Origin of the sequence: Micromonospora zingiberis, from assembly GCF_004331455.1 — a bacterium.
In the GTDB taxonomy this organism is placed as follows: domain Bacteria; phylum Actinomycetota; class Actinomycetes; order Mycobacteriales; family Micromonosporaceae; genus Micromonospora; species Micromonospora zingiberis.
Genome location: NZ_SJJR01000009.1, coordinates 91,169 through 104,841, shown reverse-complemented (window position 1 = coordinate 104,841; position 13,673 = coordinate 91,169). Strand labels below are relative to the sequence as shown.

At 71.8% G+C, this 13,673-nt stretch carries 13 protein-coding genes; 2 read left to right on the top strand and 11 right to left on the bottom strand.

Annotated features, from left to right (window positions below; translation table 11 throughout):
• Window positions 1-98: 98 nt before the first annotated feature.
• The 6 genes from E0H26_RS15315 to E0H26_RS29345 form a co-directional block, all read right to left on the bottom strand.
• Window positions 99-2,534, bottom strand: coding sequence for an alpha/beta hydrolase family protein (locus E0H26_RS15315; protein WP_131304322.1), 2,436 nt, complete (start codon window positions 2,532-2,534; stop codon window positions 99-101).
• A gap of 262 nt (window positions 2,535-2,796) precedes the next feature.
• Window positions 2,797-4,986 carry a DUF4153 domain-containing protein gene (locus E0H26_RS15310; protein WP_131304321.1) on the bottom strand — a complete coding sequence of 730 codons (2,190 nt, stop codon included), beginning with the start codon at window positions 4,984-4,986 and terminating at the stop codon, window positions 2,797-2,799.
• A 98-nt stretch (window positions 4,987-5,084) separates the two neighbouring features.
• Window positions 5,085-5,642, bottom strand: a complete 558-nt coding sequence (locus E0H26_RS15305) for an ester cyclase (RefSeq protein ID WP_131304320.1) — start codon at window positions 5,640-5,642, stop codon at window positions 5,085-5,087.
• 88 nt (window positions 5,643-5,730) lie between these two features.
• A complete protein-coding gene (locus tag E0H26_RS15300) occupies window positions 5,731-6,420 on the bottom strand; it encodes a dihydrofolate reductase family protein (protein ID WP_131304319.1) in 690 nt (229 codons plus the stop codon).
• 76 nt (window positions 6,421-6,496) lie between these two features.
• A complete protein-coding gene (locus tag E0H26_RS15295; protein ID WP_240742190.1) occupies window positions 6,497-7,783 on the bottom strand; it encodes an RNA polymerase sigma factor in 1,287 nt (428 codons plus the stop codon).
• Window positions 7,747-8,118, bottom strand: coding sequence for a YciI family protein (locus E0H26_RS29345; protein WP_206025144.1), 372 nt, complete (start codon window positions 8,116-8,118; stop codon window positions 7,747-7,749). The genes E0H26_RS15295 and E0H26_RS29345 overlap by 37 nt, the downstream gene beginning before the upstream one ends.
• A 184-nt stretch (window positions 8,119-8,302) precedes the next feature.
• Between E0H26_RS29345 and E0H26_RS15285 the strand changes: the two genes are divergently transcribed.
• Together E0H26_RS15285 and E0H26_RS15280 are read left to right on the top strand one after the other, a co-directional pair.
• Entirely contained in the window at window positions 8,303-8,572 is a 270-nt protein-coding gene (locus E0H26_RS15285) for a hypothetical protein (protein ID WP_131304317.1), read from the top strand.
• The gene (locus tag E0H26_RS15280; protein WP_131304316.1) at window positions 8,572-9,609 is read left to right on the top strand and encodes a hypothetical protein; all 1,038 of its coding nucleotides are present in this window, start codon (window positions 8,572-8,574) and stop codon (window positions 9,607-9,609) included. The genes E0H26_RS15285 and E0H26_RS15280 overlap by 1 nt, the downstream gene beginning before the upstream one ends.
• A gap of 307 nt (window positions 9,610-9,916) precedes the next feature.
• Here the strand turns inward: E0H26_RS15280 and E0H26_RS15275 are convergent, their stop codons facing one another.
• From E0H26_RS15275 to E0H26_RS15255, 5 genes are all read right to left on the bottom strand, one after another.
• Window positions 9,917-10,570 (bottom strand): GNAT family N-acetyltransferase, encoded by a 654-nt coding sequence (locus E0H26_RS15275; RefSeq protein WP_131304315.1) that lies wholly within the window; start codon window positions 10,568-10,570, stop codon window positions 9,917-9,919.
• A 14-nt stretch (window positions 10,571-10,584) separates the two neighbouring features.
• Window positions 10,585-12,078, bottom strand: a complete 1,494-nt coding sequence (locus tag E0H26_RS15270) for an APC family permease (RefSeq protein ID WP_131304314.1) — start codon at window positions 12,076-12,078, stop codon at window positions 10,585-10,587.
• A 101-nt stretch (window positions 12,079-12,179) separates the two neighbouring features.
• On the bottom strand, window positions 12,180-12,914 hold the full coding sequence (locus E0H26_RS15265) for a GOLPH3/VPS74 family protein (RefSeq protein WP_131304313.1): 735 nt from the start codon (window positions 12,912-12,914) through the stop codon (window positions 12,180-12,182).
• Window positions 12,911-13,138 carry a hypothetical protein gene (locus tag E0H26_RS15260; RefSeq protein WP_131304312.1) on the bottom strand — a complete coding sequence of 76 codons (228 nt, stop codon included), beginning with the start codon at window positions 13,136-13,138 and terminating at the stop codon, window positions 12,911-12,913. Before E0H26_RS15260 ends, E0H26_RS15265 begins: the two co-directional genes overlap by 4 nt.
• Window positions 13,135-13,401 carry a hypothetical protein gene (locus E0H26_RS15255; RefSeq protein ID WP_131304311.1) on the bottom strand — a complete coding sequence of 89 codons (267 nt, stop codon included), beginning with the start codon at window positions 13,399-13,401 and terminating at the stop codon, window positions 13,135-13,137. The genes E0H26_RS15260 and E0H26_RS15255 overlap by 4 nt, the downstream gene beginning before the upstream one ends.
• Window positions 13,402-13,673: the final 272 nt, after the last annotated feature.

Here is a 13,673-nt window from a genome sequence, read left to right as displayed (position 1 = left end):
CCTGGCGCTGAACATCCCCGAGCCCTGGTGACGCCGAGCGGCGAGGCGAGGCTGGTGGGGTCGACCGGGACCGGGTCGACCCCACCAGGTACGGGCCGTCAGGCCGTGTCGTCGTCGAGCACGGTCAGCCAGGCGAACCCGTCGCCGATCGCGGCACCGACCGGCGCCGAGATCGTGATCTTGTAGCGGAGCGAGGCGGTGTTCACGACCGTGTTGCCGACGATCGGCACCTCGATCGTCGCCTTGGTGGCGCCCTTCGGGATGGTGACCGGGAACGACTGCGCCGGGACCTGACCGGCGGTCGCCGACCCGCTCGCCGCCGTCTGGACCTGGACGGTCGCCGCCGCCTTGAGCTTGCCGCTCAGCGACAGCCTCATGGTGGCGGTGCCCGGTCCGTCGCCCTCGGCGACCGTGGTGTCCTCGATGCTGACCAGCACGGCGGAGGTGGCGCCGCCACCGCCGACCCCCGGGCTGTCGAGCGCGATGTCGGACAGGTACGCCCCACCGGTCGGGGTGGCCGGTCGCACGGTCAGGTGCCGGAGGCTGGTCACGTCCACCCCGGTCAACGAGGCGATCGGCACCCGGACGGTACGCAGCCAGGTCTTGCCCAGCCGGTTGATCCCGTTCGACGTGTTGGTCGAGGCGGGGAACGGGGTGAGCGCCGGGCTGACGGCGCCGACCAGCACGCTGGCCGTGGCGCCGAACTTGTCGACCACGGTCACGGCGAGGTCGACGTCGCCGACCGCCGACTCGTCCCGGGCGACCCGGAAGGTGAGCGCGTCGTACTTGGTGACGTTCCCCTCGCCCGGACCGAGCGCCACGCGGACCTCGGGATCGGTCGAGGCGGCGCTCCACTGGAGCCGCAGGACCGGACTGATCGGCACCGACGGGGCGAAGGTCGCCGGCGTCCAGTGCGGGACCCGGGAGGTCGCGGTGGTCGCCGAGCAGGGGGTGTCGCCGGGGCGTACCCGGGCCGCCACGCTGTAGCAGTAGGCGCCCAGGTCGAAGCCGCTCACCGTGACGTTCCCGGCCGGGCCCTCCAGCGGCGCCAGGTCCAGCCGGCGCGAGCCGGGCTGCTGGGCCTGGGCGTGCACCTCGGCGCGACCGGCCGACGGCACGGTGCCGTTCGTGCCGTCGAACAGCGACAGGAACACCGTCTCCCCGCCCTGCACGAGCCGGAAGAACCCGGCCATGTACGCGGTGCCGACGGCCCGCTGCTCGGCGCTGCTCAGCCGGCTCGGCGCGGCGCTGCCGCACACCTCGTCGTTGGCCGGCGACCAGTCGTCGTTCGACGGCGCGATCGAGACGCCGGGCGTCCACTCGGTGTTGAAGAAGTTGTGGTTCGCGCCCATGATCATGAGGGCGGAGCGCAGCACGTTGTCCCGCACCGAGTAGCGGGTGTCGTCGTAGAAGTGCTGTCCCTGCTGGTTGGAGACGTCACCGTCGCAGTAGGGCAGCAGCACCGCCATCGGCACGTCCGGCATCGTCGGCCGGCCGAAGTCGACCGGCGCGAGCGGCAGCACGGCCCGGATGCCGTACGGGTGCTTGCGCTCGGCGTTGAGCAGTGCGGCCTCGACGACTCCCTCACCGCCCCGGGAGTGACCCATCAGGCCGACGTTGGACATGTCCAGCCGTCCGGCCAGTGGGTGCCCGCTGGTGGTGTTCCACGTGGCCAGCAGGTCCAGGTTGTCCAGCACGAGCTGACCACGGGCGACGGCGCCGTTGTCGTCGGTGAAGCTGGCGTCCTTGGCGTTGATCCCGTTGGCGCTGATCGACACGACCACGTAGCCGTGCGTGGCCAGGGCCTCGGCGGTCTCGGTGTAGCCGAGGTAGCTGTCGATCGGGATGAAGCCCGTCGCACAGGGCCAGTTGGTGTTGTTGGTGCCCCGGGTGGTCGGGTTGTAGCAGGCCGAGTGGCGGCCGTGCAGGAAGATCACCACGGGTCGGTGACCCTTCGCCCCGGCCGGAGCGTAGACCGCGCCCCGGATCTCCGCCGGCAGGCCGCTGAGGCCGGAGAGTGTGGTGGCGGTGTCGCCGAGGTCGTAGTCGAGCCGCTCGACCTGGTACGGACCGGGCTGCGCCGGGTCGGTGTAGAGCTGCTTCTTCTTCAGGCCCTTCGGTGTCGTCGGGGCGGCGGCCGATCTCGGTGGCGACGCCACCGACCCGGGTACCACCCCGTTCCAGGCGACCTCGACACGCTTGGCCTTGGTGACGCTGGTGTCGGTGGTCTCCACGACGAGGCTCAGGCCGTCGGGCGACTCCTTGGCCGCTCCGATGATCTCGCCGTCGACGGCGAGTTCGGGCGCCGCGTCGCGGACCGGCAGCGGTTCGTCGAGCCGTAGCGTGACTCGCGCCCCACCGTCGGGCAGGCTCTCGACGGTGAACCCTTCGGTAGCTGTCGATCCCTCGCCGGGTTCGGTGGCGGCGGCGGACGTGGCGGTGAGGCCGGATGCGGCGATGCAGCCAGCTAGGGCGGCGGCCGATACCGCGGCCGTCAGTCGGATCCGCCCCCGCGGGGGTGCGAAACGGGCCATCTGCGACTCTCCTTATCGCGCCGTCGGTACGAGCGCGAGCGGACCGTACGGACGGCGTGTTCCAGGAGATCGCCAACAAGGAAACGCGCTGGTTGCGGCCTTGTACGAGGCTGTTTCGTAAGATCACTCCAAGCGCTTTACGTGATCAAATCGGTGGAGATCGGCCGACGTCCGCGCCACCGCGCTGGTCGCGTCCCGCCGGGCGTCCGGGCCACGGGGGCGGGCGGTGCCCAGCCGTCACCCGGATGCCGGTCAGCCCGGGTTAACGGCGGGTCTTCGGCAGGTCGAACTGGTCGGCGCGACGGCAGTCACGCTGGTTGCCGATCGCCTCCGGCCCCAGCCGGTCGAGCACCGCGCGGGCCCGGTCCCGGCCCCGGTTCCAGGCGTACCACGGGTCCGGCTCGGCCAGGTCGTCGGCGATCCAGCTGAGCGTGCACCGGCGGACCGGATCCGGCAGGGCGGCCAGCGCCGGCGTGGCGTCGGCGGAGAGCGCACGCAGGTACCAGGCGTCGACGCGGCCGGTCTCCTGGTACCGGGCGACGTTGCGGCGGGCCGCGTAGTCCTCCGGGTTGAGCACCGCCAGACCGAGCAGCATCACCACCGCCAGCGCGGTGGCCAGCCGGGGGATCCAACCGCCGCGCCAGCGTACGCCGGCCACCAGGACCATCAGGAAGACCGCGCCGAGCAGCAGCTCGAAGGCCATCACGAAGATCCGCTCGCCGGTGAAGCTGTACACCTTCTGGTACGTGTACATCCGCGACAGCGCGGACACCACGATGACCACGGTCAGCGCGCTGAGCAGGCCGAGCAGGACCCGCAGCAGCACCCGGTCGAGGTGCCGGTCCCGGCGGGCCCAACGGGTCACCCCACCGAGCACCGCCAGGGTCAGCACGGTCACCACGACCAACTGCCAGAAGCCGCTGCGGGCGTACTCGGCGTAACTGAGACCGGTGGTCCGCAGCACGTGCCGCTGCCCACCGAAGAGCACGGTGAACTGCACCGCGACGAAGCCACCGAACAGGGCCGTCAGCGCGGCGATCGGTGGCGCCCACTCGACCAGGCCGACCCGCCGTCCGGTCGCCCGGTCCACGGCCGACAGGTCCGGCGGCGCGGCGATCGTGTAGACGGCGGCGACCGCGATCAGGCCGCCCACGGCCGCCAGGAACAGCCACCGGAACACGCCACTGACACTGATCTCCGGCACCACGGCGCCGAGCACCCGGGAGAAGGCGGCATCGGCGGAGGAGAGCAGGGGACCGAACACCACGAGCACGAGTACGGTGGCGGCCACCGACCCGACGACGCGGCGTACCGCGCCGGGGCTGCCGGGCGAGCGCAGGTGGCCACGTACCCATGGCAGCCCGCGCAATCCGGCGATCGGGGCGGCCACCAGGCTGAACAGGATCGACCGCACCCGCTGTCCACCGACGATGGCCAGGGCGGCGCAGCCCAGCGCCCCGAACACGCAGAAGGTCACCAGCCACCAGGCGTTGCGGAAGGTGAGCACGGCGAGCAGCGCCAGGGCGGCGCCGGCCCAGCCGGCCCGGACCCAGCGTTCGGCACGGGGAAGCTCGGCGGTGTGCTGGCGTACCGCCATGGTCACGCCGGCGGTGAGCACCAGCCAACCGAGGAACCAGCCGATGCCGGTGCGGCCCAGCGGCACGAAGGCCGCCACGCCCAGCGCGCCGGCCAGGACGGCCAGCGGGGTGGCCCAGTTGCGGGCCGGTGCCGGGCCGGGCCACGCCCGCTGGAAGAACGTCGGCGGTAGCGGCGTGCGCTGGAAGGCGTACGGCGAGCCGGGTGGCGGGTAGTGCGACGTCCGGCCGCCCGGCCCCGCCGCGGCGCCGCTGGCCGAGGCCGGCGTGCTGCTGAGGGCGCTGCCGGTGGGCGATGTCGGGGTGCTGCCGGTGGGCGGTGCCGGTGCGTCGCCTGGCGCTGCCGGAGTGCCGGTCTTCGGCTCGTCGGTGGCGGGGGAGTCCGGCGCGGTGGTCGCCGATGGCTCGTCCGCACCGGAGTCCGTCGACGCGGGCGCGGGGGTGACCGGCACGGTCGTCGTCGGCCTCCGCTGGGCCGGTGGTGCCGCCGCTACCGGGCCGGTCGAGGTTGCCGCTGCCGGGCTGCTGCTGGGCGCGGCTGCGGGGGTCGGCGCGGTGGACGACGTTCCGGCCGGGGCGGGCGGAGGTGGTGGCGCGCCGCCCGGCAGGTCGCCCGCCGGCACCAGCGGTAGGAAGATCGCGTAACCCAGGGTGCCGGCCGGTACGGAAACCGGGATGGCCCAGGCGGTTTGGTCGGCCGGCCCTGGCCACACGATGGCCGGCAGCCCATCGGTCTGCGGCGCGACCAGCAGTTGGGGCGCTGTTCCGGCGGGGGCCGCCGGAACAGCGGGTGGGACGGGGGCCTCGCCGGACTCCCCGCTATCCGGGGACGACTCGGCCGGTGGCGGCTCGGACACCACGCCTCCTTGATCGACACATGTGCCGTCACTCTAGGCTCAAGTGCCGGTCCCCGTTGTCCCGATCGGTGCCGCGGCTGATCGTGTTCGGTACGGCGTCACGCCTCACCGTTTGCCGGTTGGCTGAGCAGGCGGGGGTCCGGCTTGCCGCCGGCCATCGCGAGCATTCCGCGTACGACGCGTAGCAGGGTGAGCAGATCGCGCGGTCGCTTCTTGTCCAGACCGCTGATCACCTGTTTGAGGATGGACAGCTGGTCGAAGTACACCCGCTCGGTGACCAGGTTCTCGTGCTCGTCGAAGATGAAGTAGGCGGTCATCCGGGTGCGGTGGCGACCACCGGTCGGCGGGATCTTGCCGAGCGGGCCGAGGTGCGTGCCGATCAGCCAGAACTCGACGATCACGGCATCGTGGCTGTGCCGCATCGAGATGATCTCGTGGTGCTGGTCCGGAAAGGCGACCCGGGTCTCGTGGTAGTACCCGCGCACCGCGGCGTCGCCGTCGTGCACCGTCATCGAGGCGATCAGTTCGTAGTGGGGGTGCGGGAAGGTGGTGAGCACGCTGTCCCAGTCCTGGCGAACCTCGTCCTCGAAATGGTCGAGGACCAGCTTCTCCCGGGCGCGCAGCACATCCTCGGACGGAAGGGTGAATGCCGACAAGTGACTCTCCGAAGTGTCCGGTCGGGCGACTGGGTACCGGCCGGGGCCGGCCGGCACCAAGTGATCGACGATAGCGCGCCCGCGACGCTCAAACCCCGGTGCCGCTGCCCCGGTCGTCCAGGACCAGCGGGGCACGGCCGTGTACGGCGTACCGGATGTGGGTGACCTGTGGCGTGGGTACGACGCGGGTGGGGGTCAGCTCGATCGCCTCGAACTCGTCGAGGCCGAGGTCGGCGTCGAACAGGCGCAGCCCGGTGCCCAGCACCACCGGCACCACGTGCAGTTCCAGTTCGTCGAGCAGGCCGGCGCGCAGTACCTGCCGGACCAGGCTGCCGCCGCCGGCCACCGCCACGTTCTTGCCGCCCGCGGCGGCCCGGGCCTGCGCCACCGCGCTCGCCACACCGTCGGTGACGTAGCTGAAGCTGGTCCCGCCCTGGCGCAGCAGGGTCGGGCGGGGCCGGTGGGTGACCACGAAGACCGGCGCGCGGAACGGCGGCTCGTCGCCCCACGGCACCTCACCGCCGTCGGCCATCCGGCGGCCCATCACGTACGCGCCGGCCGCCTCGAACGACTCGCCGACGATCTCGGAGTTGACGTCGTGCGTGCCGCCGGCGAACCCCTGCCGTTCGCGCCAGGACATCGCCTCGGTGACCCAGCGGGTCACCCGGAAGAAGCCGTGGCTCTCCGCCGATCGCAGCCAGTCACCGTCGCCGTCGTGACGTGGGCCGGCGTAGAAGCCGTCCAGCGACACCGACAGCTGCGCGGTCACCTTGGTCATGTCCGTTCCTCCCGGTTCTCGCGGCGCCCACCACGGGCGCCCGCTCACCGGTGGATCGGAGCGGATCCGGCGCCAACTACCGCGTTTCGTTGTGACCTGGGTCACCTGCGGCGGCGGCGCGCCGGTGCAGGTGCCGCCGCTCGGGGTCGCTGCCGGCGAGTTCGGCCGCGCGCCGCCAGGCCGCCGCGGCGGCGGCCCGGTCGCCGGCCAACTCCAGCAGGTGGGCGCGGACGGCGTGCAGCCGGTGGTGTGCGGCGAGGGCCGACTCGACCTGCCCGAGCAGGGCCAGCCCGGCGGCGGGCCCGTGCACCATCCCCGCCGCCACCGCCCGGCTCAGCGTCGCCACCGGGTTGGGCGCGAGGTGCTCCAGCAGCTCGTAGAGGGCCAGCACCTGCGGCCAGTCGGTGTCCTCGGTGCTCGGCGCCTCGGCGTGCACGGCGGCGATGGCGGCCTGGATCTGGTACGGCCCCGGGGGTGAGGTGGACAGGGCGTGCACCACCAGCGCGCTGCCCTCGGCGATGGCCGTCCGGTCCCACCGCAGCCGGTCCTGCTCGTACAGCGGCACCAACTCGCCGGCCGGGCCGACCCGCGCGGCGGCCCGTGCCTCGGTCAGCGTCATCAGCGCGAGCAGCCCGGTGGTCTCCCCGTCGTCGGGCAGCCGCTCGTGCAACCGCCGGGTCAGTCGCAGTGCCTGCCGGGTCAGGTCGGCCCGGCGTAACTGCGGGCCGCTACTGGCGCTGTAACCCTCGTTGAACATCAGGTACAGCACCTGGCGGACCACCGCCAGCCGGGGGCCCAGCTCGGCCGCCGGTGGCAGTGCGAACCGGGCGCCCGCCTCCCGCAGCCGCTGCTTGGCCCGGAAGATCCGCTGGCCCATGGTCTTCTCCGGCACCAGGAAGGCCGCCGCTACCTCGGCCGTGGTCAACCCGCCCACCGCGCGCAGGGTGAGGGCCAACTGCGCGCTCGCCGGCAGCGCCGGATGGCAGCAGAGCAGGAACAGCTCCAGTAGGTCGTCGCGGGGTGCTTCGACGTCGGGCGGCGGCCCGACCAGCGCGTCGCGCGGGGTGGTGTCGAGCACCGTACGTTCCCGGCGGGCCCGGGCGACCTCGGACCGGACCTGGTCGACGTACCGGCGGGCGGCCACGGTGTGCAGCCAGGCCGCCGGATGCTCCGGTACGCCGTCGCGCGGCCACGCCTCGACGGCGGCGACGACCGCCTCCTGCGCCGCGTCCTCGGCCCGGGTGAAGTCGCCGTAGCGGCGTACCAGCGCGCCGAGCACCTGGGGTGACAGCCGGCGCAGCAGATCGGCGCTGGCCTCGTCGAGGCTCAGTGGTCCTGCTCGGTGCCGGTCATCAACGGCCACATCTCCAGGCCACCACTGTTGCCGGGACCGAACCGCAGGCCCGGGTAGGACCGGGCGATCTCCAGAGCCCGCTGCTCGCTGTCGACGTCCACCACGAAGTACGAGCCGACGTACTCCTTCGCCTCCAGGTACGGCCCGTCGGTGACCACCGGGGTGTCGCCGCTCATCCGCACCGACCGGGCCCGGGTCACCAGGCCCTGCACGTCCACCAGCTCACCACGGGCGCGCAGTTCCTGGTTGAAGGCGTCGACCTCACCGATCAGCGTGGTCAGATCGCCCGCGGGCAGGCTGCCCCAGATCTCCTCGTTCCCGTAGATCAGCATCAGGTATTTCATACGGAATTCTCCCCACAAGGTCGTGGTGTCCGGAAGGTGACAGGACGTCAGGGCCTGCCCCGATGCACTGTTGTAGCAGGTAGAGAGGCTGCGGATGGCCGGGCCACATCCGAGCCGTCGCCGATCCCGCCGCGCCGCTGACGCTCTCCGCCGGCCGTGGCGAACCCGCAAGGAAGGAACCGCCATGGCCTCTCCCACCGTGACCGCCTCGCTCAACGCGGCTACCTACGCCCCCGGTGCGCAGATGTTGCTCACCATCAACTACGGCGATCCCGACACCAAGACGCTCACCGTCACCGTGGTGGTCACCGACGCGCAGGGCAACAGCAGCGCGCCGGCCAAGGTCAGCGCCGTCATCGACCCGCTCACCATCACCGTCACCGACGATTCGAGGCGTACCTGGACGCGGGTGTCGGACAACGGCGCGGTGGCCGTGTATCGGGCGGTGGCCTGATGCCCCGGGTCACCGTCACCGTGCGTGACTCTACCGGGCAGACCGCCACCGCCGTCGCCAACTACACGCTCGTCCCACCGGTTCTCGGTGGCTACTACCTCTCCGGCAACGCCGACCCGACCGCCGACATGTCGGGCGGCAACTTCCGGTCGCTGACCCAGTACCGCAGCTTCGCCGACGGCAACATCTTTCCCGGCTACAACCGGCCGTGGCTGGTCACCCTGGGCCGGTCGGGCGTACAGGTCAACATGGTGCTGGAGTTGAAGCACTACGGCGCCGGTGACGCCGGCCCGCAGACCTTCACGGTGGACGGGGTGAGCTACACGGTGCCGGCACCGGCGATGACCATCCAGCAACGCCCGGGGACCGTCTGGCCGAAGGCGTACGGCTACAGCCAGGTCATCGCCGGGCAGTGCGACGGGTTGTTCGCGCGGGCGCTGTCGCAGTACCGGACGATGGGGTTCGGGGTGAACATCCAGCTCGCCTCCGAGCTGGACACCGACCACGAGTTCGGCACCACCGAGGCCGGTAAGGCGTACACCTGGGCCGAGTCGGACGTCCGGGCGGTGCAGGCGATGACCTACATCGTCAACTGGTTCCGGGTCAAGGCATTGCCCCAGAACACCACCTTCTCGGTCGGCGTCGGCGGCTTCGACCGGCCGTCGTTCCAGCGCACCCACCCCGAGTCGCTGATGTCGCGGCTGGACTTCCTCCAGTGGAACGTCTACGCGACCAGCCCGTCGCACACCGCGCTGGACCGGTTCCGGCGGACCAAGGACTGGGCGGTGGCCGACCTCGGCCCGGTGGCGCTGTCCCGACCGATACTCGTCGCCGAGTGGGGGGTCCGGGTCGCCGAGATTCCGGACCAGGCGGCCTGGATCGCCACCGTGCCGCCCGCGATCGCCCGGCTCAACGCCGAGCGCGGGCCGTACTTCGCCCGGACGAACTACTTCAACTCGGGCTGGGGCACGTTGAGCCCGAAGGCCACCGGGCTGGCCGCGCTGCGGGCCGCGTACGCCCGACCGCCCTACGTCTGACCGTGCTGATCCAGCGTCGTCAGTCGCGGCAGTCCTCGTCGGCGCCCTCGCACCGTCGCTCCTGCCGGACCAGCGCGACGGTGTCACCGTCCACCGGTCCGGCGGACGCGCCGGCCGGTCGGAAGGTCAATCACCTGACCGGAATTTCAGCGGCGATGCCCTGCGCGGTGGTGGCCCGGAGGCCGCCAGGTTAGGTATAGCCCTGTCGAGCTGAGGGCGTCAACGGATCGCGGTGGCCGGCCGCCAGTGGTGTGTGCGCCGCTGGCCTGCGCGGGTCGGGTGGGTGGCGTGGTCACGGTCGAGGCGGTCACAGTGATCGCCGGCGTGGCGTGGTGCGTGGGAACGGGCTCCGGCCTCGGTTGGTGGGGGTGCCGCGCCACATCCGCCAGATGACCGGGCCCTGGGTGGGTAGCGCGATCGTGGGGCCGGCGGTGTAGCCGAGGCGGAGGTAGAGCCGCCGGTTGTGCAGGTTGCTGGCTTCGAGGTACGCGGGCAGGCCGAGTTGGTCGAGTCGGCGGTGGTGGTGGGCGAGTAGCGCGGCGCCGATGCCTCGGTTTTGGCGGGTGGGGTCGACGGCGAGGTAGGCGAGGTAGTGGTGTGGGTCGTCGGGGTGGAAGGCGTCGAGCATCTCCTCCAGCAGCAGGAACTTCGGGGCGTGCGGGCCCGCGATGCGTTCCAGTGCCTCCAGCCGTTCCCGGGTGTCGGTGGGGGTGGGTTCGAGTCGGGGGTACCAGATGGCCACGGCTGTCTGGTCGGCGGTGGTGTGGACCTGTCCGTGTTCTAGGCCGTGGTGGAGCGCGTCGCGGAAGTAGCGGTAGTAGACGGTGCGCCGGTCGGTCGGGTCGGGGATGAGCCAGTCGGCGAGGGGGCCTTCGTGGAACGCTTCGGCGAGGACGCCGATCAGCGGTCCGGCGTCGGTTTCGGTGGCGGGGCGGACGACTGGGTTGTTGGTGAGGGTCACGGCTTAGCTCCTGGTCAGGTGGGTTGGCGGGCGGTGTCGGGGGTGCGTAGTGGTCCGGTGTCGCTGTGGGCGCCGAGGCCGATTGCGGCGTAGGCGTCGGGGTGGGTGGTGCGTAGGAGCAGTGCCCAGGTGATGCCGAGGAGTGCGGCGGCGGCGTAGGCGGTGGGGAACGTCCAGCGCAGTGGTGAGTCGGGTGCGATGCCGAGGAGGGTGGCGAATTCGCGCAGGGTGGCGGTGAGGATCCCGGCGAGTGCGATGGTGGCGGCTCCGGGTGCGATCAGCGTCCGCCAGGTTCCTTCGGTGTGGCCGATGCGGGCGAAGTAGCCGATGACGGCGGCGGAGGTGATGGTCATCAGGATGAGTACGCCGAGGCCGCCGGTGACGGTGATCCAGAAGAACAGGTGCACGATCGGGTCCGCCCCGGCGAGTGCGTAGCCGGCCAGCACGCTGAGGGCGAGCCCGCTCTGCACGAGGGAGCCGACCTTCGGCGCTCCGGTACGCCTGCTGGTCCGACCGAACACCGCCGGCAGCACCCGCTCGCGGCCGAGGGCGAACAGGTACCGGGCGACGGTGTGGTGGAAGGAGAGCAGGGCGGCGAACAGGCTGGTGATGAACAGGATCCGGGCGACGGTGATGACGCTCTGGCTCAGGTACGGCGACACGAGGTTGAAGATCAGATCCGTGCCGTCGGTACGGGCGGCTTCGACGATGTGGTCGGGGCCGGTGGCCACGGACATCGCCCACGCGGACAGGCCGTACAACACACCGGTCACGGCGACCGCGATGTAGGTGGCGCGGGCGATCGTCCGCCGGGGGTCCTTCGTCTCCTCGCTGAACACCACCGTGCCCTCGAAGCCCACGAAACCCGTGATGGCGGTGACCAGCGCCGCGCCGATCCCGGCGGCGAACACATGCGACGGGGCGAGGGTGTCGAAACTGACCGTCCCGTCGGCGGGGTGGGTGACCATGATGGCGTCGAACGTCAACGCGACGACACATTCCGCGACGAGGACGACGGCGAGGACCCGCCCGTTGAGGTCGATCCGCGCGACCCCGAGGACCGCGACGATGGCCCACACGGCGAGGGCACACACCCACCAGGTGAGCTGCCAGCCGTAGCGGTCGTTGAGGAACTGCGCGGTGACCGCGCCGGCCCCGCCGTACAGGCCGATCTGCATCGCGTTGTAGGCGAGCAGCGCGATCATGGCGGCGCCGACACCGGCCGGGCGGCCCAAGCCCCGGGTGACGTAGGTATAGAAGGCACCCGCGTTGACGATGCGGCGGGACATGGCCACGTACCCGACCGCGAACAGGGCGAGCACGGCCGCGACGACCAGGTAGGACACGGGGATGCCGGTGACGCCGGTGACCGCGTACCCGGTGGTCGCACCGCCCGCGACGACGGTGAGGGGTGCGGCGGCGGCGATGACGAAGAACACCACCGACGGGATACCGAGCCGTCCCCGTGCGAGGACAGCGGACACGGTGTCAGGTCTGGTGTGGGACATCAGTTCTCTTTCCGCGAAGGTGAATGGGGTTGGTGACGGCCCGACGCGGCGACGCCGGGTCAGCGGGTGATGGGTGCGGTGGTGGTGGGGGAGAGCGGTACTCAGGTGGTGCGGTGGCTCAGCACGGCACCACCGACCACGGCACCGAGATCCGCGAGCAGATCACGCAGCGGCGGGTGGGCCCTCTCGACCTGTTGCCGCAGAGACGCGCGGATCGCGAGGGGCGTGCCGTCGAGCAGCACCGGATCGAGTCCGGTGTGCGACGCCAGCCCGGCCAACGCCACGTCAAAGGCGTTGAGTGGCTGGTAGTTGCGGAGTTGGAAGGAGAGACGGGCCCACGACCAGGCGGCGGTGTTCATGTCCGTCGGCACGTAGACGACGCGTTGCCGCCACAGCCGGCCGACCTGCTCCGGCCGGAGCAGTCCGAGCTGCCACATCCGGGTCGCCACCTGCTCGTAGGCGGTCGTGCCGAGAAACGCCAACCACGTCCGGGTCGCGGTGTGACGCGGCTCCGCTGCGAGGCGGTCGAGCACGAGGTGTTGCAGCCAGTCCTTCGGCGGCAAGGCGTTGGTCACCCACAGGTGCCGTCCCTCGAAGGTGATCCGGCCTTCCTGGTACAGCTCGACCAGCAGCGCGGCGGCCAAACCGTGTGCCGTGGCGAACTCGAACAGACGCGGGCGGCCGGTCTGGTCGTCGTGCGCCAGGTAGAAGAACTCGTCGGCAAGGCGAATGGTGGTCTGCGCGGCGGCGCTGCCGACGGCCCGTACCGGCCGGCTCGGTGCCGGGTGCTCACGCAGGTGTGGGACGTACTCGCCACCGTGGGGTGTGGTGTTCACCGAGGCTGGCCTTCCTCGCTCGAACCGTCAACCGGAAACCCGAGCCGGCGCAGAAGCTCCCTGCCGCCCCGGTGGCGGCCCAACTCCCCGACCGCCCAGGCGTACTGCCCGCACCCGCCCGCGCCACAGTCGAAGCAGGTCCCGCCGTCGCGGTGCTGGAGCACGCTGTTCCGAGCGGACTCGAACCGATCCACGGCCCGGTCGCTCTCCTCGGTGCCGGTCACGACGCCCGCTCCCGACCCCGCAGCGCCGCCACCGCCACCCGTACCTCCATGCACGGGGGATGCCGCTCGACATGCGGGTAGGCGCACTCAGGCCGGTGACCGAGCACCCACACCCACTCCTCAGCCCGATTCGGCAGGTCCCGAACGCTCGTCACGGTGACGGCGATGGGCGTGCCAGGCGTGAGATCCCGCCCGTACGACCAGTCACCCGGGTCGAGCCGCAGCAGCGTCCCCGCCGCGACCTCAGGTACCGACTGAGCCACAGCCCCACCCCTCACGCTGGCCCCGACCTCCGGCCGTCACCCCGACCGGTCCCGGTACGAACGACTTGACGCGCACTGTCGTCACCCTTCTGCGAGAGATGCGCGGCCGGGCCTTCCCTGGCGCCGACCGCGCACCCCGGCTGGGGTGCGGGGACCGCTCCGATCGGGGAAGCGGTGCGGACCCCGCACCCGGCTCGTGAAGCCTGTGGACTCCAGGGCGGTGCGTGTCTGTCCTCAGTGGATGTTTGCCGGGTCGGCGAGGACGAGATTGC